This window comes from Chryseobacterium sp. P1-3, from assembly GCF_000738495.1.
GTDB classification, from domain to species: Bacteria; Bacteroidota; Bacteroidia; order Flavobacteriales; family Weeksellaceae; genus Chryseobacterium; species Chryseobacterium gallinarum.
The window spans coordinates 259,347-280,199 of sequence record NZ_JPEQ01000007.1; the positions used below are offsets into that span (position 1 = coordinate 259,347).

The 20,853-nt window shown below is 37.4% G+C and carries 16 protein-coding genes and 2 pseudogenes; 6 read left to right on the top strand and 12 right to left on the bottom strand.

The features are described 5' to 3' along the window. Positions 1-200: 200 nt before the first annotated feature. The 4 genes from HX13_RS22485 to HX13_RS09720 all read left to right on the top strand — a co-directional run bounded on the left by HX13_RS22485 (position 201) and on the right by HX13_RS09720 (position 4,984). Positions 201-374, top strand: coding sequence for a hypothetical protein (locus HX13_RS22485; protein WP_157837428.1), 174 nt, complete (start codon positions 201-203; stop codon positions 372-374). After that, positions 343-3,213, top strand: a complete 2,871-nt coding sequence (locus HX13_RS09710) for a reprolysin-like metallopeptidase (RefSeq protein ID WP_050020914.1) — start codon at positions 343-345, stop codon at positions 3,211-3,213. Before HX13_RS22485 ends, HX13_RS09710 begins: the two co-directional genes overlap by 32 nt. A 218-nt stretch (positions 3,214-3,431) precedes the next feature. Continuing rightward, the gene (locus HX13_RS09715) at positions 3,432-3,866 is read left to right on the top strand and encodes a hypothetical protein (RefSeq protein WP_050020915.1); all 435 of its coding nucleotides are present in this window, start codon (positions 3,432-3,434) and stop codon (positions 3,864-3,866) included. Positions 3,867-3,952: 86 nt separating this feature from the next. Next, complete coding sequence (locus HX13_RS09720) at positions 3,953-4,984, top strand: threonine aldolase family protein (protein WP_050020916.1); 1,032 nt, start codon at positions 3,953-3,955, stop codon at positions 4,982-4,984. A 37-nt stretch (positions 4,985-5,021) separates the two neighbouring features. Here the strand turns inward: HX13_RS09720 and HX13_RS09725 are convergent, their stop codons facing one another. Together HX13_RS09725 and uvrA are read right to left on the bottom strand one after the other, a co-directional pair. Further along, positions 5,022-5,522 carry a hypothetical protein gene (locus tag HX13_RS09725; RefSeq protein WP_050020917.1) on the bottom strand — a complete coding sequence of 167 codons (501 nt, stop codon included), beginning with the start codon at positions 5,520-5,522 and terminating at the stop codon, positions 5,022-5,024. A gap of 310 nt (positions 5,523-5,832) precedes the next feature. Continuing rightward, the gene (gene uvrA / locus HX13_RS09730) at positions 5,833-8,625 is read right to left on the bottom strand and encodes an excinuclease ABC subunit UvrA (protein ID WP_050020918.1); all 2,793 of its coding nucleotides are present in this window, start codon (positions 8,623-8,625) and stop codon (positions 5,833-5,835) included. 617 nt (positions 8,626-9,242) lie between these two features. Between uvrA and HX13_RS09735 the strand changes: the two genes are divergently transcribed. Both HX13_RS09735 and HX13_RS09740 read left to right on the top strand, forming a co-directional pair. After that, the gene (locus HX13_RS09735) at positions 9,243-11,054 is read left to right on the top strand and encodes a TonB-dependent receptor plug domain-containing protein (protein ID WP_050021397.1); all 1,812 of its coding nucleotides are present in this window, start codon (positions 9,243-9,245) and stop codon (positions 11,052-11,054) included. 156 nt (positions 11,055-11,210) lie between these two features. Beyond that, positions 11,211-11,846 (top strand): DUF2490 domain-containing protein, encoded by a 636-nt coding sequence (locus HX13_RS09740; protein WP_238555212.1) that lies wholly within the window; start codon positions 11,211-11,213, stop codon positions 11,844-11,846. Here HX13_RS09740 and HX13_RS09745 read toward each other — a convergent pair. The 10 genes and pseudogenes from HX13_RS09745 to HX13_RS09785 all read right to left on the bottom strand — a co-directional run bounded on the left by HX13_RS09745 (position 11,843) and on the right by HX13_RS09785 (position 20,790). Beyond that, the gene (locus HX13_RS09745; RefSeq protein WP_050020919.1) at positions 11,843-12,289 is read right to left on the bottom strand and encodes a phosphohydrolase; all 447 of its coding nucleotides are present in this window, start codon (positions 12,287-12,289) and stop codon (positions 11,843-11,845) included. The two genes, HX13_RS09740 and HX13_RS09745, sit on opposite strands and share 4 nt — an antisense overlap. An 80-nt stretch (positions 12,290-12,369) precedes the next feature. Beyond that, complete coding sequence (locus tag HX13_RS09750; protein WP_050020920.1) at positions 12,370-12,705, bottom strand: YegP family protein; 336 nt, start codon at positions 12,703-12,705, stop codon at positions 12,370-12,372. Positions 12,706-12,735: 30 nt separating this feature from the next. Then, the gene (locus HX13_RS09755; protein ID WP_050020921.1) at positions 12,736-13,050 is read right to left on the bottom strand and encodes a hypothetical protein; all 315 of its coding nucleotides are present in this window, start codon (positions 13,048-13,050) and stop codon (positions 12,736-12,738) included. Between the two features lie 91 nt (positions 13,051-13,141). Beyond that, a pseudogene (locus HX13_RS09760) lies at positions 13,142-14,918 on the bottom strand (acyl-CoA dehydrogenase family protein). Positions 14,919-14,968: 50 nt separating this feature from the next. After that, positions 14,969-15,097, bottom strand: a complete 129-nt coding sequence (locus HX13_RS26325) for a hypothetical protein (protein ID WP_157837429.1) — start codon at positions 15,095-15,097, stop codon at positions 14,969-14,971. Positions 15,098-15,111: 14 nt separating this feature from the next. Beyond that, complete coding sequence (locus tag HX13_RS09765) at positions 15,112-16,290, bottom strand: thiolase family protein (RefSeq protein WP_050020922.1); 1,179 nt, start codon at positions 16,288-16,290, stop codon at positions 15,112-15,114. A gap of 101 nt (positions 16,291-16,391) precedes the next feature. Then, positions 16,392-16,724: a transposase gene (locus tag HX13_RS09770; protein ID WP_410493127.1), complete on the bottom strand. Its 333-nt coding sequence runs from the start codon at positions 16,722-16,724 to the stop codon at positions 16,392-16,394. A gap of 72 nt (positions 16,725-16,796) precedes the next feature. After that, positions 16,797-19,192 (bottom strand): annotated as a pseudogene (locus HX13_RS09775) (3-hydroxyacyl-CoA dehydrogenase/enoyl-CoA hydratase family protein). A 56-nt stretch (positions 19,193-19,248) separates the two neighbouring features. Next, on the bottom strand, positions 19,249-19,701 hold the full coding sequence (locus HX13_RS09780; protein ID WP_050021398.1) for a MarR family winged helix-turn-helix transcriptional regulator: 453 nt from the start codon (positions 19,699-19,701) through the stop codon (positions 19,249-19,251). A gap of 165 nt (positions 19,702-19,866) precedes the next feature. Continuing rightward, a complete protein-coding gene (locus tag HX13_RS09785) occupies positions 19,867-20,790 on the bottom strand; it encodes an ABC transporter ATP-binding protein (protein ID WP_050020923.1) in 924 nt (307 codons plus the stop codon). Between the last annotated feature and the right edge of the window lie 63 nt (positions 20,791-20,853).

The window sequence follows — 20,853 nt, forward strand, 5'->3', positions numbered from 1 at the left end:
TTAAAAATGGAATAAGAGTAGCAGCTAATTCTTGTGTTGCTATTGTGAGTTTATTCTTATTTTATGTTAAATTGTTTGGAATATTTTCATTAATAAATTATTTTGATAAATATTTAACATTAAATATGTTGATTTTTTATTATTTTATTCTCTGCGTGTTGATTAATTATTTATCTTTGGTTGGCAAAAAAACCGCAACAATGAAATTAAGAATTACACTTATTTCTATCTGTGCATCTTTCCTTATGAATGCACAGGTATTGAATACTAATGGATTGGGTAGTGACGATCTTCCCGGGACTACCTTTAAATTGAATATCGATGCTTTTAAAAGAAGTATTGATGCTAACAGGAAAAGCCCCAAAAAAAATTAGTGGGCAGTCTATTGTATTAACCCTTATTGACGGAACTCAAAAGGAATTTATTCTTTCTGAGAATAATCTTGTCAGTAAAAGGCTTGATAACATTATTACCTTTGACGGATATTCAAAAGACAGACAGGATAAGATAAAACTGACTTTAGTAGGAGACGAAATATCGGCAATGGTTAAATCCAGCCAGGGCTATTATATTATTGAACCTTACAAAACAAAAAAAGGAGAGTACCGGATTTATAATTCCTTTGAAATGTTCGGTGAGAAATTTCAATGCGGAACTGATGAAAATGAATTTAAAGAAAGCCTGGATGCTATTGCTAAAGGACTGAATGTTCAAAGGTCAGTCTCCGGTTTTCCGTACGGAAGCAGCCTGAAAACATTCAGAATGGCTGTTGCCACTACTGGTGAATTTACCACTGCTCTTGGAAATCAGGATGCAGCCCTGGGAGAATTGGTAGCGATGCTGAATCTTATCAACCAGATCTATGAATCAGAACTATCGATTTCCTTTAACCTGATTGATAAAACAACCAATAAGACCCTGATTTTTACAGATGGGACCACGGATCCTTTTACCATAGATCCTTCTTTTGCATCGGCGGCCAATTCACAGACCGGATTCAATACGATGGATTCAAACGGAACTCTTCCTTATGCCGATTATGATATTGGCCATACTTTCCATATTATGCCGGGGACGAACGGAAGCGCCCAGGGCCAGGCAGGTCCAAGGCCTTGTACGTCAACCCTTAAAGCAAGAGCCTGGAGCCAATGGACACTTTCCATGCCGAAATCATTGGCCGCTAATCTGATTGTTCACGAAATGGGACACCAGTTTGGAGCGGGACACACCTATAATGCAGTGGGAGGAACTCCTTCAAGCCCTACATTCTGTACTTCCGGATGGAATTCTGCAGCAGCAGTAGAACCGGGCTCAGGATCCACAATCATGGCATACAAAAATAACTGTACGACTCCGAATGACCAGACCAATACCGGAAATAACGGCTTGAATTATTTCCATGCCAAAAGTATTGATCAGGTATTGAATACCCTTGCCGTATCTTCCACTTGCTTTACCTCGGTTGCTGTCAATAATACACCTCCTTCCGCCAACGCAGGAAACACAGCGATCAGTATTCCGAAGAATACACCTTTCAGATTAAAGGGAATAGGAAGCGATGCAGAAGATACAAACTTATCTTATACCTGGGATCAGGTAGATGTGGCTACTGCCAATGATAAAGGAGCGTTCGGAAGTACCATTAACGGAGCTGGCGGATATTCTGCGGTAAACAGTACAACGGCACCATTGTTCAGGTCTGAGCAGAGTACCACTACTACTGAACGGTATTTTCCTAAAATGAAATTTGTTCTGAACAATCAGAATACACCTCCTACCAATGAAGCAGAAGCACTTCCTTTGGTAGCCAGAACTATGAAAATGAGATTTACGGTAAGGGACAACAGTGTAATTTCCGGCGGAGCAGATTCTGATCAGGTGGTAGTTACAGTAACCAATCAAGGACCTTTAACGGTTACCTATCCAAATTCAAATGTCTCCGTGAATGCGGATTCCAATATCAATGTAACATGGGATGTCAATCAGACTGATGCTTTAAAAAGTACGGTAAATATTCTTCTGTCTACGGATGGAGGAGAAACTTTTCCTTATACACTTGCTGCCAATGTGCCGAATAATGGTACCGCTACCGTAGCCATACCATTTGTTCCATATACGGATAAGGCAAGGATAAAAGTGACAGCCGTGATTAATGATTATGCAGAATTTTTTGATGTATCCAATACCAATTTTACAATTAATTCAAGCTGTAACGCTTTCCAGACAATTATTGCAGAAAATCCTAAATCGGTAACAGCTATCCAGGGAAGCCCACAGGCAAATCTTAATCTACAGCCACAGACTTCATCCAATGATACTTATAGTTCTAAGACATTGACTTTTGATGCGGCTAATATGAGCCCTCAAAGCTGGTATATTTATAATCAGACACAAACAGCTCCCCACTTGCTTGTATCAAGTTCAAGCATGCTGTCTTTCAGATTTAAAGTAACAGAGACTGGTTCTTATACATTAAGTTACCCTTCTCCTAACGGGGTTTCGGTTACTATTTATAAAGGAACTCAAACAGGGACAGCTAACTTTGTAACATCTAATGCTGTTTATTCGGGAACGGGTACCAGCTTTACATATTATAGATCATTTACGGCCAATCTGGAAAAAGGGGTGGACTATTTTGTAACAACAAGGAATTTAAGCAATACTCCTGCAGGATCAAGTGTAGTTCTTAGTATTTCAGGTCCGGGGAATTTCTATAATATTGTTAATAATCCTGTAGGTGTTAATTATACTTACATTGCTATTAATACAACCACTAATGCCATAATCGGTACAAGTGCAACGGCTGACTTTACGACCTTGCCACCGGGAACATATACGGTACAGGGGATTTCATTTACAGGAGCAGAAAGTGCTTTGCTGAATAAGACAATCAATGAACTTAATCAAAACAAAGTTTGTTATCAACTAAGCAGAAATACGGTTAACCTTACCATTACTTCATCTTTGGCAACAAAAGAGGTTGCTAAAAAAACAATTGGCCTGGTTCCTAATCCGGTAAAAGATTATCTTCAGGTTCATAGTGACGAGAAAATCACACATTATGAAATCTATGATGCTTCCGGAAGACTGATGGAGAATAATACGATGAATAATTCAGAAATCAACTTCTCCAGATTTAAAACCGGAGTTTATATGTTAAAATTATTGAATGGTAAAACATTAGTACACCAATCTAAAATCATCAAGAAGTAACAGGTACTATTTGTTTATGTAAAGAGGCTGTCTCCTATGTTTGTGTTAGCAAACTTAAGAGACAGCCTTAATTATGATAGAATTCAATTTTTAATAAATTCTCGATGGATGTATTTAAAATATGTTCCAATATTGTAAGAGATTTAAGATTCTTTGATTAAATACTATTTTTTGTACAAAATTTGCATAAGCAATCATAAGAATTATTACATCATAAGATGAAAGACCTTTTAGTATTGATAAGTTTGTTTTTAGCTGTATACGGCAAGGCGCAGGGCCAGTCTCAAAAATTTAATTTTACTTTTAATCCTTCGAAATTTATCCAGATCAATAAACTGAATAAAGCCAGCGGGAAAGAGGTTATTTTTGATCTGTATGATATCCATGGTAAAAAAACAAAATACATTACTGCAGACAAAACAAGTGAAGCGCTGAGGAGACAGAAAATTTACAGCTTCAAAGGAAAGTCAGAAGATGGGACGAAGCTGATTACCTTAACCATTGCTTCCGGTAAACTGACGGGTGCTTACCTGGAAAACGGAAATTCTTATTTTATTGAACCTCTGGATAAAAACTGCAAAAAGAAATACAAAATATATACAAAACCCGATGGAAACTATCAGGTCGGACAAATTGAGGATGCTGTAAAATAAGCATTACCTGCCTCAGGCAGATTACTATTTCCAATATTTAATTCTTTTTCATAGGACTGATTCTTTCATTTTTTTAATTTTACCCTATGAAATTTTCATTTAAAAACGACTATTCCGAGGGAGGTCACCCGAATATATTACAAGCTCTTTTACAACATAATCTTGACCAGCAAGCCGGTTATGGGGAAGATGAATACTCAGTAAAGGCAAAAGAAGCCATTAAGCGGAAGATGAATAAGGAAGATGCTGAAATTTTCTTTGTTTCAGGAGGAACACAAGCTAACTTAATTGTGATTTCTTCCATTTTAAAACCTTATCAATGTGTCATTTCTGCTGCTACCGGACATATTCTGAATAATGAAACCGGAGCGATTGAGGCAACGGGGCATAAAGTGTTGGGCATTGAGACTCCGGATGGAAAGCTGAGGCCAGCGGATATTATTCCGGTACTGGAAAATCATCAGAACGTTCCGCATCAGGTAATGCCTAAACTGGTGTATATTTCGAATTCTACCGAATTGGGAACAGTTTACCATAAGAAAGAACTGAAAGAACTCTCAGATTTTTGTAAGGAACGGCATTTATTTCTGTTTATGGATGGGGCGAGGTTGGGACATGGCCTGACCTCGGAAGCCAGTGATCTTACCTTAGAAAATATAGCGGAACTGACCGATGTTTTTTACCTGGGCGGAACTAAAAACGGAGCATTAATAGGAGAGGCTATTGTTTTGAATAATCCTGATCTTCAGGAAGATTTTGCATTCAACATCAAGCAAAAAGGAGCTTTACTGGCAAAAGGAAGACTTTTAGGAATACAGTTCCTGGAATTGATGAAAAATGATCTGTATTTTGACCTTGCCAGACATGCCAATCAGCAGGCTATGAAAATTAAGAAAGCATTGCAGCAAAGAGGAGTAAGTTTTCTTTCAGATACCTTCACCAATCAGATTTTTCCCATTGTGAGCCAGCATCTTATTGAAGTTTTGTCTGAAGGGTTTGAATTCTATGTATGGAAAAAAATAGATGATCAGTTTTCTGCGATCCGCCTTATTACTTCATGGAACACCCCAGATGAAGCAGTAGATCGTTTTATTGAAATTATTGAAAAGGAATTATAAAAAATGATGCTCTTCCATTTTGAAGAGCATCATTTTTTTATTTCAAAGCCTTAGCCACAATCTTACAATCTGAAGTACTCAGCTTTTGCCCGTCTTTATAGCTTATTTTCTTCTCATTGGCATATTTAGACTGTCCGTCTTCCTCTTTATGATCACCAATTCCTTCCGTTAATGTATTGTCTTTTTGAAGGAAGTAAATATCTCTTTTACTGGTTTTGCCTTCAGAAACAAATTCATACGTCAGTTTTAAAGTGTCACCGGATTTAAAACCTGTTACATCACCTTTTGAACTATCTTTCTCACTGTTTTTGTACAACAACTTTCCTGTAATGGTTCCCAGATTATCATCAATAGAAGCAAAAACACTGTCTTTTCCCGTAACTCCTACATAGCAAAATGATTTTGGCCCTAAGGTATCAATCACAGGTTCTTCTACTGCAATAGTGTCTGCTTCCGTTTTGGGAGCCGGAGTTTCCGTTTTCTTGTTACAGTTCATTAAGAAAACTGAAACGGCGCTCAATAAGATTATTTTTTTCATACCCTAATTATTTAAGTCAGATTTATCTGCTGCTAAATTAATAATAGTATTTGTATATTAAAAATAGGATATCAACAGAAAATTAAATATATGATGTAAATTAATTTTAAATATCGAGATATTAAGAAAAAAATATTAAATTGATTCACAGATGATAAAATGGTAATTGTCTGTAATCCATTCGGAAAACTTCAGACTCCAAAATGCTGAAATTGTAAAAGGAGGTGTAAAGAATTATAACACGACCGTAATCAGGCAATTGATTTATTTACCCTAAAAAAGAGAGCTTAATTTGCTCTCTTTTCCTATTTTAATGTTCAAGTTTCTCTTTAATATACCTGGCGGTATATGATTGTTTATTTTTTATCAGCTCCTCGGGAGTCCCTGCAAAAACTACTTCACCACCGTGTTTTCCGGCTTCCGGTCCGATATCAATGATGTAATCGGCACATTTGATGATATCCGGCTGATGCTCAATAACAATCACGGAGTGGCCAAGGTCAATCAAAGCCTGCAGGGATTTCAGTAATTTCTGGATATCATGGAAATGCAAACCGGTAGAAGGCTCATCAAAAATAAATAAGGTTTTGTCTGTTGTAACTCCTTTTACAAGAAATGAAGCCAGCTTCACACGCTGTGCTTCCCCTCCGGATAGAGTAGAAGAGCTTTGCCCCAATTGTAAATAACCCAATCCGACCTCCTGTAAAGGTTTCAGTTTGGTGACAATTTTTTCCTCGTGATTATCCTTAAAAAATTCCAATGCTTCATCTACAGTCATGTGAAGGATATCTGAAATATTTTTTTCATCAAACTTTACTTCCAGAATTTCATTTTTAAAGCGTGTCCCCTTACATACTTCACATTCAAGCTCAATATCGGCCATAAACTGCATGGAAACATTGATCACCCCTTCACCTTTACATTCGTCACATCTTCCTCCATCTACGTTGAAAGAGAAATGTTTGGGTTTGTAACCCATCATTTTGGCTACTTTTTGTTTGGCAAAAAGATCACGGATATCATCATAAGCTTTCAGGTAGGTTACAGGGTTTGAACGGGAAGATTTTCCGATCGGATTCTGGTCTATCAGTTCAATATTTTTAATCAGTTTTTTAGGAAATTCTACGGAGTCATAGTCTCCTTTTTTCCCGCCCATTCCTAATTGAATCTGAATGTCATTGGTCAGAATCTCCTTCATCAAGGTAGATTTTCCACTTCCGGAAACCCCGGAGATCACAACGAGATTTTCCAGCGGAACGTCCACATCAATATTTTTAAGATTATTCTGACGAGCACCTTTAATGTGAATCCATTCTTTTGCTTTTCTTCGTTTTGAAGGAACTTTGATCTCCAGCCTTCCTGTAAGGTATTCTGAAGTAAGCGTATTGGCTTTTTTCAAATCTTTATAATCACCGGCAAATACCAGCTCTCCTCCAAGATAGCCGGCTTCCGGACCGATGTCAATAATATAATCGGCAGCCCGCATGACATCTTCATCATGTTCTACAACAATGACGGTATTTCCCAGGTCACGAAGGTTCTTTAAAACATCAATCAGGTTTTCCGTATCCTTGGAGTGAAGCCCGATAGATGGTTCATCCAGAATATAAATGGAGCCTACCAGGGAACTTCCGAGACTTGTTGCCAGGTTGATTCTCTGGCTTTCTCCTCCGGATAACGTATTAGAGGTTCTGTTTAAGGTTAAATATCCTAAACCTACTTTTAATAAAAATTCAATACGGGTAGTGATTTCGTACAATAATCTTTTGGCTATTTCCTGGTCATGCTCTGAAAGCTTTAAACCATTGATCAGTGGAAACAGTTCATCCAAAGGCAGCTCAATCATCGATTGGATGTTATGCCCGTCTACTTTTACCCAGCTGGTTTCTTCACGTAATCTTAGCCCCTCACAGGTAGGGCAAAGGGTTTTCCCCCTGTAGCGTGACAGCATTACGCGGTATTGAATTTTATAAAGGTTTTCCTCAAGCATTTTGAAGAAATTATTGATACAAGGGAAATTACTTTTACCATCTCCTTTCCAAAGGAAATTTTTCTGTTCTTTGGTCAATTGATGGTAGGGTTTGTGGATAGGGAAGTCACCTGCTTTTTTGATAAAATCCTTTTTCCATTCGCTCATGCTTTCCCCTCTCCAGCAGACAATGGCATCTTCGTAAACAGACAACGTTTTGTTGGGAACCACAAGATCTTCATCAATTCCGATTACTTTTCCGTATCCTTCACAGGCAGGGCATGCTCCGTATGGGTTATTGAAGCTGAAAAAGTGAACATTCGGTTCAAGGAATTCCATCCCGTCCAGTTCAAATTTATTGGAGAATTCTTTTACTTTTCCCGTATCGGTATTTTTCAGTGAACAATACCCCCGGCCTTCATAGAATGCCATTTGAATAGAGTCGGCAAGTCGCTGTAAAAAGCTTTCATCTTCCTCATAAGAAAAACGGTCAATGACAAGATTGATAGTCATTCCTTTTTCCGGAGTAAATCCAAAACTTTCCAGATCTTCAATTCCAGCTACATTTCCATTGATTTCCAGACGGGTAAAACCTGCGAGTTTCAAAACATTTAAGGTTTCTTTAAAATTGTCGGCATCATACTCCAATGGGGCTGTCAATAAGAAAGAAGTATCTTTTTTAGAGGCTTTGATGAAATCAACCACGTCTGAAACTGAATCTTTTTTTACTTCTTCGCCCGAAACCGGGGAAAAGGTCTTTCCGATTCTTGCAAATAAAAGTTTCAGGTAATCATAGATTTCTGTGGAAGTTCCTACCGTAGAACGGGGATTGGAAGAAATTACCTTTTGCTGGATCGCAATAGAAGGAGCCAGTCCTTTAATATCGTCTACTTTAGGTTTTTCTAATTTCCCTAAAAACTGACGTGCATATGAACTCAAACTTTCAACATATCTTCTTTGCCCTTCAGCGTAGATGGTATCGAAAGCCAGGGATGATTTGCCACTTCCTGAAACCCCTGTAATAACAATAAGTTTGTTTTTTGGAATCAGGACATCTATATGTTTCAGATTGTTAAGGTGAGCATTCTTAACGAAAATCTGTTTTTTAATATCTATTTCTGTTGTATTAGCCATATTTTGTTTATTCTAAGTTGCCGTACAGTCCTTAGCTGCCGGTGTTAAATGGTATTGTAAAACAATGTTTTTATACCTGTCATCAATTGGATTATTACATCCCGGGCCATTCTGATCTTTAACAACATTCGCTAAAAAACAGACATGAAAAAGAATGGTTTTCATCGTAAAATTAAGACCCACAAAATTACGAATTTTTGATGGAATTGTATGCTCGTCATCTTCTTAAAAATAATAATATCAGCAGCCAAAAAATAAGTCACAGGTAAGAAAAAGATCCCTGGAAAATAAAAACAAAAAACATTTTTTGTGATTTATTCTGTTTTTTCAGTTTGCTTTATTAGATATAAAGCGATATTGCTGAATTTGTTATGTTTTTTCATGTAGGTGTTGTTTTATGTTTTAAAATTAATTAAAATTGCATTCATAAATATGTAATATAGAAATGAGAAAACTATTCAGAGATCTAGTTACACATTTAATGAGAAAAAGATAAAAACTACCCTCAGACACAGATGCAGCATTACGCTGCATTTTTTTATGACAAGTATCATTTGTCTGTCTTAATGAACTCCCTTACTTTTGAACCTGCTATTAAAAAACTACGAATTACAATTATGGTCAAGAAGATAGGAAGTATTTTTTTTCTCGGGTCCCTGCTTTGGGCTCATGCTCAGGAAAAGACAACGGATATTGAAAGCATTGAATTCCAGGGTAAATTTATTTCCACACCGTATAAAAGCGCCAACCAGAATATCACCGTTATTACCAAAGAAGAAATAGTGAATTCGCCGGCCAGAAGTATTGATGAAATTCTTCAACAGGTTCCGGGGATGGATATCAGGAGGAGAGGAGCTAACGGGGTTCAGAGTGATATAGGATTTCGTGGAAGTTCTTTTGAACAGGTTTTACTGTTGCTGAACGGGATCAGAATGAATGATTCCCAGACAGGGCACAATAATATGAATATTCCGGTAGACCTGGATGAGGTTGAAAAAATTGAGATCATAAAAGGTCCGGCGGCCAGACGTTTCGGCCAGAATGCATATGCCGGGGTAATTAATATCATTACCAGGATAAATCCGGGAAAACGGGTGAAAATAAGTGCTGAAGGCGGAGATTACAGTACCTACGGACTGGGATTCAATGCACAGTTGGGAAATGAAAAATTTTCCAACGCTCTTCAGGCCAATTCCGCATCCTCACAAGGATATATGTACAATACCGATTATGAGATCAGAAATGTATTCTATCAGGGAAAATTGAACCTTCAAAACGGAGACCTCAGATTGCAGGCCGGATTTTCCGAAAAGAAATTCGGGGCCAATGGGTTTTATTCGTCCAAAGCAGCTACCGAGCAGTATGAGGAAACCCAGGCATCTATTGTAAGCATTGCTTATCAGCAGAGATTCGGGAAGTTGAGACTGAATTCTAATGTCTATTGGAGAAGAGGCCAGGATATGTACCTTTTCAACAGACAAAATCCTTCCATTTACAGGAATATGCATATTGGGAATAATGTAGGAGGAGAAGTTAATTCCAGTTACCAATGGGGACTGGGAACAACGGGAGTAGGCGTTGAATTGAGAAAAGAGCTTTTGGTGAGCAGTAACCTGGGAAATCCGGACCGCTTTGTATCCCAGGTTTTCTTTGAACATCATTTTTCATTATTTGATAAAAAATTAAATATCAGCCCCGGCATTTCATGGGCAAATTATTCTAAAGAAGGAAACTTTTTTTATCCGGGCCTTGATGTAGGATACAACTTTAATCCCAATAGTAAAATTTACGGAAATATTGCAAAAGTGCATCGGGTTCCTACCTTTACAGAGCTTTATTATATCAGTAAAACCGAACAGGGAAACCCGGAATTGTTACCTGAAAATGCCCTGTCATCAGAGATTGGTTATCAGTATCAAAACAACAGAATCCTGGCAAAAATCAGCGGTTTTATGAGGAATTCTGATAATTCTATCGACTGGGTAAAAAACAGCATAGATGATATGGTATGGCATGCCCTGAATGTAGGAGAGATTAAAACCAGAGGGATAGAAGCTGAAATAAATCATAAGGCGACGGATTGGCTGAGATACTCCCTGGGGTATACTTATATTGACAGTAGCTATAAGGAGTCAAATGATTTTATTTCGAGATATATTCTGGATAACCTGAGGCATCAATTCGTAGCAAAACTGGAAACCAAATTCTTTGGAAATTTCACAAACGAATTGGTATACCGATATAACGAAAGAGTAAATCTGGGAACATACAATCTTCTTGATGAAAAGCTGAGCTTCAATCAGAAAGACTATTCGGTCTATGTATTAATCAATAATATAACAAATACAAAATATACGGAAGCATTTGGAGTGGAAATGCCGCAAAGATGGTTCCACATTGGGTTTTCTTATAATATCAATATTAAGTAGATGTTAAGTTGATATTAATTAAAGTTAATATTAACAAATTGTTAAAAGATATACATTTGCAAAAATTTTTTTTATGAAGCTTTTTTTTAAGTCTGGGTTTGCTTTTCAGTATTACATTTTTTTAAATCACAGGAACATGTTTCCAGCTTCAATGCAGTGACTCTGACCTATAAGTTTCATCCAAAATTTTTCCTCTATGCAGAAGGTCAGCTTCGTGGTAATGAAGATTACACGTACCCTGACTATTATGAAATAAAAGGAGGGGTAGGGTACAATTTAACCAAGAATCATAAACCTTTCATAGGACTCGGAAGATATGTCAATTATAAAAATCATAGCTTAAGCAGGGAAGAGTTCAGGGTATGGCTTCAGGATGTAATAGATTTCAAAAAGGGGATCGTAAAGTTTGAAAACCGTTTCCGGGCCGAGAAAAGCTGGTTTTATGAACCCCAGACCGACAATACCTCACAAAGAATGCGTTACCGGTACCGTCTGAATGTCAGTGTACCGTTAAATTCAAAAACGATTAAGAAAGGGACAATTTTTGCCAATGCTTATGACGAAATTTTCCTGGTAAGTCCGATGAAGCCTACTTTTGCACGAAATAGAGTATACGGCGGTTTCGGCTATCAGATTGATGAATATTTCGGAATCTTAACCGGTTACCTGTGGCAGCGCGAGTTTGAAGCTAAAGGAAATAAAAACCTGCATTTTATTTATCTTGCTTTAAACATCAATATTGATGGAACAGATCATCATGTGAAAACCTACGATTTCCCGGGGGCAGATTAATACTTTTCTATCAGGTAACGATAGGCTTTCAGATACTTATTGAATCTTTTAATATCTTTAGGAGTAAGTTCTCTGTTTACTCTTCTAAGGTCCATATTATCACGAAGGTCGTTAAGTTTTACCGCTACGGCAAGAGGAGATCTTTCTGTTCGTTTGATGAATTCGTCATAATCTTCTTCAGGATCAAATTTGGTAAGGCAGCTTATCGCAAAAATGATATATTCCGGAAAGCCTTCGGTTCTTAAATAATCAAGACTGAATTCCAGGGGATGATCTTCTACCACATCGTGCAGGACTCCTACAATTTTTTCATCCAGTGTTTTACCGTATTCCATAACGCGCATAACGTGGGCAATATAGGGAGCATGGTATTTGTCCGTTTGTCCTTTATGAGCCTTATCGGCAATCTTTATAGCTTTATTCAGCAGTTCTTCTTTTGTCATTTTTTCTATGAAAATAGAATACAAAAATAAAAAATGCCTTAAAAAAATAAGGCATTTTTTTCAGATTATTTCAGATGATTTTAATTGTTGATTTCCTCTTCCACAGATGCATTGGGCGCATTGTTTTTTACAGATTCTATTCCGTTTTCCATTCCGTTATCAGATTCATACATCTGGCTTGTTCCTATGATTTGTCCGTTTCCGGCTTTAAGGTTAAAGTAGCATCTGCCATCTTTAGCTGTATTTCTTTCAAACTTGGAATAGTCCTGTGCATTTGTTTTTACAGATTCTATGCCGTTTTCACAGGAAGGTTTTGAGCTATACCCCTGGCTGGTTAAAATTACCTGGCCATTACCTGCTTTAAGGTTAAACTGAAAGTCACCGTTGTTTCTTTTAGAAATAATAAATTTTCCCATATGAATAGTTTTTAAAATTGTTGCTTGTGATTATTTGGAGGGTATGATCTTTTTTAAATCCACCTTGGGGATCTCAGGAATGATGGAATTTAAAATTTTATATTTTGAATAGTCTTTTTGAGGTTCTTTTAAGGCCATATAAGTAATGTCCTTTTTAGGTTGTGAAACCAGAATTTTATAGAATTTTTTTTGTCGCTTGTTCGGATTGGATTCAAACTTTTTCAGCAATTGATTCTCACTGTATATTTTTGCAGTATCTGTCTTCGGAAAAACCTTAAGCTGTTCTTTTTCCTGGCCAGATAAACTCACAGAAAATAAGACCAGGGGAAATAATAATGTTTTCATGTGTTATTAATTTAAACTAAAATTAATAAATTTTTTTGAAACAAAAAGCGCCTCAAAATGAGACGCCTGAATCAAATGTATGTTATAAAGACTAATAAGCTCCTTTTTCGATATAGTGGGCTGCAATCTTTTCAGTTAGAGCCACTACATTCGGGTGATTGGTATATTTCGTGAATCTTCTTAATCCTGACAGCATCATTCTCTGCTCATCTCCTTCAGCGAAAGAAACAATTCCTTCTTTAGCCGCAGTGATGATTTTTTCAACAGCTTTATAAAGGTTCAATTGAGCCATAGCCGCTTCTACAGAATCAGGAGAGAAATGTTTTTCTGCTCTCAATACAGCAGATTCTGCCATATAAATCTGGTTAAGAATTTCGGAAGCATTCAATAATAAATGCTGTTGTTTTTCAATCTCCGTCATATATTTCTGAAGGGCTGCTCCTGAAACCATTAAGAATACTTTCTTAAGATTAGCAATAATGGCTTTTTCCTCACTCATGAATTCTGAATAATCAGGAACTTCAAAAGAAGGAATGCCCATCAGTTCTTTGCTGATAGCCATTGCAGGAGATAAAAGATCCAGCTCGCCTTTCATGGCTCTCTTGATCAGCATTCCTACCGCCAATAGCCTGTTAATTTCGTTAGTTCCTTCGTAGATTCTTGAAATTCTTGAATCTCTCCATGCAGCTTCCATTGGAGTATCTTCGGAGAATCCCATACCACCATACACCTGGATTCCTTCATCCGCAGTATGCTGGGCAAGATCGGAAACGAATACTTTAAGAATAGAGCATTCTACAGCAAATTCTTCAACACCTTTCAATTCTGCAGCCTGATGATCCATTCCGCCTGCTACCAATTCATCAATCTTATCCTGAACGTTTTTAGCAGCCCTGTAAGAACCTGCCTCGCTTACGAACACCCCCGTTGCCATTTCAGCAATTTTCTTTCTGATGGCTCCGAAAGTAGAGATAGAAACTCCAAACTGCTTTCTCTCATTAGAATACTGAATAGAATGGTTTAAGATTCTTCTTTGTGCATCCAGACATGCTGCTGCTAATTTGATACGGCCTACGTTCAATGCATTTAATGCGATTTTAAAACCGTTATTTCTTTCTCCTAGAAGATTTTCCACAGGAACTTTCATATCATTGAAGAAAACCTGACGGGTGGAAGAGGCACGGATCCCCAATTTATGCTCTTCTTCTCCGAAAGTTAAGCTCTCTGGATTTTCAAGCTCAGATCTGTTGATAACGAAACCTGTGATGTTTTTGTCATCATCAATTTTAGCAAATAATGTGAATGTATCTGCGAAACCTGCATTAGAGATCCACATTTTCTGACCATTGATGATATAGTGTTTCCCGTCTTCAGAAAGTTTAGCTCTTGTTTTTCCTGAGTTGGCATCAGAACCAGCATCCGGTTCAGTCAGGCAATAAGCCCCGAATTTTGTTCCTGTAGCCAGGTCCGGAAGATATTTTTTCTTTTGCTCTTCAGTTCCGTAAAGAACAATAGGAAGGGTCCCGATTCCGGTATGTGCTCCATAAGCTGTAGCTAATGAACCTGTAGTTCCCGAAAGGTAATCACAAGCAAGCATAGTGGTTACAAAGCCCATTCCAAGACCCCCGTATTCTTCAGGAACTGCAATTCCCAGCATTCCCATTTCTCCAAGCTTACGCATTGTTTCTTCAGTAAATGCATAATCTTTCTTTTCAAAACGTTCCCTCTGAGGCACTACCTCTCTATCTATAAATTCTTTCGCGGAATCACGAAGCATTTTTTTGTTCTTCATTCAGTTCTTCAAGACTGAAAATTTCATTTGCAGGAATTTGTTTGATCAGGAATTCCCCTCCTTTTAATGTAGCCATATATTATTTTATTTTTTTAGATTAAAGAACAAAGAGAAAAGAATAAAGACTTACAATATTAAATTCTTTTGAAAGCCAGAAATCATTCTCTGTAGTTCTATGATTTTATTTTCTATTTTTTCGGTTTTAGAAATTTCTAGGTAATTTCTGTTGCCTGAAATAATAATTTGAGTTTGCAATTCATAAAGAGAGTCTATAACAATTCAAAAATCGAAGCCGCACCTTGTCCGGTTCCCACACACATAGAAACCATTCCATACTTATTGCCACGTTTTCTCATTTCGTCTAAAAGCTGAACGGTTAATTTTGTTCCGGTACATCCAAGTGGGTGACCTAAAGCAATGGCACCTCCATTGACATTTAAAATATCAGGATTTAAACCTAATTCTTTTTTAATGGCAACCGATTGGGAAGCGAAAGCCTCGTTAAGTTCGATCAATTCAATATCTTTTAATTCCAGACCAGCTTGTTTCAACGCCTTTGGAATAGCATAAACAGGTCCCATCCCCATGATTCTTGGTTCAAGCCCGGCTGCTGCATAAGCTACTAATCTAGCTTCCGGCTGTAAACCCAATTCTTTTACCATTTCTTCACTCATTACCATTACGAAAGCAGCTCCGTCACTCATCTGAGAAGAGTTTCCGGCTGTTACGCTTCCTCCGTTGGCAAATACAGGTCTAAGCTTCGCTAACCCTGCTAATGAAGTATCCGCTCTTGGGCCTTCATCCACTGAGAAATCAAATTTCTTTGTCTGCATCTTCTGGTTTTCATCCAGGAAGTTATATTCTACAGGTACCGGAACAATCTGATTCGCAAATCTGCCTTCCTGATTCGCTTTCAACGCTTTCATGTGAGATTCAAAAGCAAACTGATCCTGTTCTTCTCTGGTAATGTTGTACTGTTTAGCCACTTCCTCTGCAGTGTAACCCATTCCCCAGTAATAATCAGGGTTTGTTTTAGCAATATCCGTTTCAGGTACAGGCTTGTAACCACCCATTGGGATGTACGACATAGATTCGGTACCACCAGCGATGATACAATCAGCCATTCCGGCCTGGATTTTTGCAGAAGCAATCGCAATCGCCTCACTTCCTGAAGCACAGTATCTGTTTACCGTAACTCCCGGAACCTTATCCGTGTTTAACCCCATCAGAGAGATCAGCCTTGCCACATTAAGCCCTTGCTCAGCTTCCGGCATTGCATTTCCTACAATAAGGTCATCAATTCTGTTTTTATCTAATTGAGGAAGCTCAGCCATTAATTTTTCAATAACCGTAGCCGCCATTACATCGGGACGTGTAAAACGCAGGGAACCTTTCGGCGCTTTTCCTACTGCTGTTCTGAATCCTTTTACTATGTATGCTGTTTTCATTGTTTTGTATTAAAGTATTTTGTTAGATTTTAACCTCGTATAGGTATCCTGTTTATAGCTTTTAAGTTTTGTAAATTTTGGAGCTCCGTAGGAGCGACCTGTTAATCTTCAATCCATTCAAATAAATATTTTGGATCATATTCTATTTCAAATTTTGACATTACATCCAAGTATTCTTCTTTGAAAGTTTTCTTTTTATGATGTTCTTCCTGATTCAAAATATATTTTATAACCGAATCTACACTGCTTTTAGAATAAGAAAAAGCTCCGTATCCTTCCTGCCAGTTGAACTTTCCATTTATCCACCCTTTCTCATTGATGAACTTTGAAGAGCCTGCTTTAATATCCCTTACTAAATCAGGTTTTGCCTTCCTTTTACAGCGAAAACAATCTGAAGATAAATCTGTGTGTAGGTATTTGCCATAAAAATTAATAGGTCGCCTCTACGAGGCTCTGTAATTCTTAATTATTCAGCTATTAACAGTCCGCTCCTACGGAGCTCCCTGCTAGTTTCTCAAAGGTTTTCCGTTTTGCAACATGTATTGAATTCTTTCCAGAGTTTTTCTTTCACCGCAAAGCTGAAGGAAAGTCTCTCTTTCAAGGTTCAATAAATACTGTTCGGTAACAACTGTTGGTTCGGATAAATTTCCACCTACCATTACGTTGGCTAGTTTATCTGCAATTTTCTTGTCGTGCTCAGAGATATAGTTTCCTGTTAACATCTGGTCTGTTCCTACGTAGAACATTCCTAATGCATCTTTACCAAGAACTTTTACTTTTTGCTCAATAGGTTGGGTGTAACCTTGCTCTGCTAAAAGTTTTGCTATTTTTTTAGCTTCAGCAATCTGTCTGTTTTTGCTTACAGAAACAATATCTTTTCCTTTTTCAAGGATTCCCATATCGTAAGCTTCGTAGGCAGAAGTAGCCACTTTTCCCATGGCAATATTCATGAAAGCATCACGAAGCCTGTTGTTTTTAACATCGTCATTATGGAATTCCCTGGATGTTCTTAAAGTCAGCTCTTTAGTTCCGCCCCCTCCGGGTATTACACCAACACCTGTCTCTACAAGGCCAATATATGTTTCTGCTGCGGCAACCACTCGGTCTGCGTGCATGGTCATCTCGCAACCGCCTCCTAAAGTCATTCCGTGAGGAGCTACTACTACAGGAATAGAAGAGTAGCGCACTCTCATCATCGATTTCTGGAAGTAAGCGATTGCCATGTTTAAATCATCCCAATCCTGTTCGATGGCCATCATAAGGATCATGGCAAGGTTGGCTCCCACAGAGAAGTTGGCACCTTGATTTCCTATTACCAGTCCGTCGTATTCTTTTTCTGCCAGGTCAATGGCTCTGTTTAATCCGTCAAGGACTTCTCCCCCAAGGGAGTTCATTTTTGAGCGGATCTCAAAGTTGATGATACCGTCACCTAAATCTTCAATAGCAGCACCTGAATTACTCCAAAGTGTTTTATTTTTTCTGATGTTATCCAGTATAATGAAAGCGTCCTGGCCAGGGATCTTGTTGTATTCTCCGGAGTTTTTATCAACATAGATGCTTTGTCCTTCGTCATTTACTTTATAGAAGGTTTCTACATTTTTCACCCAGTCTGAAACCTCATACCCGGCTTCTTTGGCCAGTTCAATTCCTTTTTGAACACCTACAGCATCCCAGATTTCAAACGGGCCATTTTCCCATCCGAAGCCGGCTCTCATGGCATCGTCTATTTTATAAACTTCATCAGAAATTTCTGGAACTTTATGCGAAACATAAGCAAATAATGCTCCTAATGATTTTCTGTATAATTCGCCGGCTTTGTCTTTACCTCCGATCAGTACTTTGAACCTGTCAATGGGTTTATCAATTGTTTTTGTTAACTCCAGAGTAGGGAAAGATGATTTTCCCTGAAGTTCATATTCTAATGTATCAAGATTTAATCCGTGGATTTCAGATTTTCCTTCTGCATTTTTCACTTTTTTTATAGAAACCTTGTTCTGTTTTTGAGCCCAGCCATTTATTATCCATCATTTTCTGGATATAAGGAGGAAGTGCAAACACATCATTGAAATCATTGGCTTCTGCGCCACTTTGGCGTACCCCATTGGCTACCATTACCAGAGTATCAAGACCTACAACATCAGCTGTTCTGAATGTTGCCGATTTTGGACGCCCGATAACAGGGCCTGTCAGTTTATCCACATCAGAAACCGTAAGTCCAAGTTTCTGTACATTATGAAGAAGATCCATCATAGAGAATACTCCGATTCTGTTGGCGATGAAAGCCGGAGTATCTTTTGCTAAAACGGTTGTTTTACCTAAGAATTTCGCTCCGTAATTCATGTAAAAATCTACAATCTCAGGATCTGTATCGTTGGTAGGAATAATCTCAAGAAGAGGAAGATATCTTACCGGATTAAAGAAGTGGGTCCCTGCAAAGTATTTTTTGAAATCTTCGCTCCTTCCTTCAGTTAATAAGTGGATAGGAATACCCGAAGTATTGGAAGAAATTAATGTTCCCGGTTTTCTGAATTGCTCAATTTTTTCGTATACAGATTTTTTGATATCAAGTCTTTCAACTACTACTTCAATAATCCAGTCTGTATTCTTTATTTTTGGTAGGTCATCATCGAAGTTGCCTATTGTGATTCTATCTGCAAACTTTGGAGAGTAAAGAAGTGCAGGACTTGCTTTTTTTAAGTTTTTCAAAGTTTTCGGAAGCAATTCTGTTTCTTACTGCTTTGTCTTCTTTGGTCAAACCCTTTTTCTGTTCAGCTTCAGTCAATTCAAAAGGAACAATATCCAAAAGTGACACTTCTACACCAATATTGGCAAAGTGTGCTGCGATACCGCTTCCCATAATTCCTGAACCAAGAACCGTTACATGTTTGATTCTTCTTTTCATATGTAAATTTTTAGTATTTAAATAAGGTCACATGAACCATACGGTTTCATTATAATCTATTTTCTGTTATTTAATAATTCGTTGGCTATTTTCATGATTTCAGCCATGACCTCTTTAAAGGTTTCCATTTTCTCCGGAGTAATCTTTTCCATTACTTTTTTGTTAAAGTTGACAACAACTTCCTTAGACATATTTCTGGAGTTTAGGCCTTTATCTGTAAGTTTTATGATCACTTCCCGTTTGTCAGTAGTGGTTTTTTCCTTATAGATGTATCCGTTATCTTCCAGAAGTTTAATAATTCTTGTTAAAGAAGTCGGTTCTATCGCCATCTTGGGGCCAAGATTTGTACTTCGGGTCCCTTCTTTGGGATCAATTTTAAGAAGGGTAAGGGCTTGTACAGCCGTAGAATCATGCTCCTGGGCAAGTTCTGTGTACATTTTCGAAACAGCCAACCAGGTCTGTTTTAAAATTAAATCTACGTTTTCTATTTTTTCCTTGTTATGATCCATCATTGATGCGCTAATGGTTTTACCCAAATTTAATAAATATTATGCATGCATAATATTTATTAACGTTAAATTTTGTTAATAATCTGATAATAAGGTGATTAAATTGTATGATAAGCATAATACTATGCATGCATAGTATGTGAAATAATCAAATAAAATGAAGTATTAGTGAATATTTTTGATGTAATCAACGATTTCTTCAAAAGATTCGCATTGGTATTGATGGTAATCTTTAGTAATAATCCAAAAGTTGTTTTTCAATTCAAAACGGAGTGAAGAAAGGTCTTTTTGAAAGTTTTTTTGAAGCAGGGAATACAGCATTTCTTTATAAACCTGTGGTGCTACGATATATGGCGCCACAAAATTCTCGTTTATTTGAAATAAAGAAGCATTGGTAAGTTCGTTATGCTTCAATAAAATATCTTCCACGATTCCTGTATACAATCGGGTATTTTTCACATACCATATCTTATCGGCAAATTCTTTGGCCAATCGCCAGTCATGAGAAGAAAATAAAATGAGTTTATTTTGCTCTTTAGCAAGTTTTCTGAGGGTTTTGAGAATGATAATCTTATTCTTTTCATCCAGATGGGTAGTGGGTTCATCCAATATAATAACAGGAGCGTTTTGAGTAATTGCCCGTCCGATAAATGCTTTTTGCAGGTTACCATCCGAAAGGTTTTTGAGAAGTGTATCCTTATATTGCCGGAGATCCAGCTCTTCAATGATATGCAAAACCTCTTCACGGTCTTCCTTTTTTAACTCAAAATAAAAAGGATAGTAGATATACTTTCCTAATGAAATAAGATCCTGAACGGTATAATGCTGTGGAACCACAGATTTTGAAAAAACAATAGCAATGTTTTCAGCGATTTCTTGGACGGAAAGTTTCTTTACATTTTCATTATTGATCAAAATTTCTCCATCCAGCAAAGGGATCTGATGCAGAATAGATTTAATCAAAGTGGTTTTTCCTACACCGTTATTACCAATCAATAAGCAAACATCACCAAGTTTCAACTCAGCATTGGCATTTGAAATTAATGTTTTGTTGTATCCGATATTGGCCTGTTTGATTTGTAGGTGCATTCCTGATCTTGACTAAAACGCAATGGCGCAGATTGTTTTACAAAAATACTATTTTTAAGATGC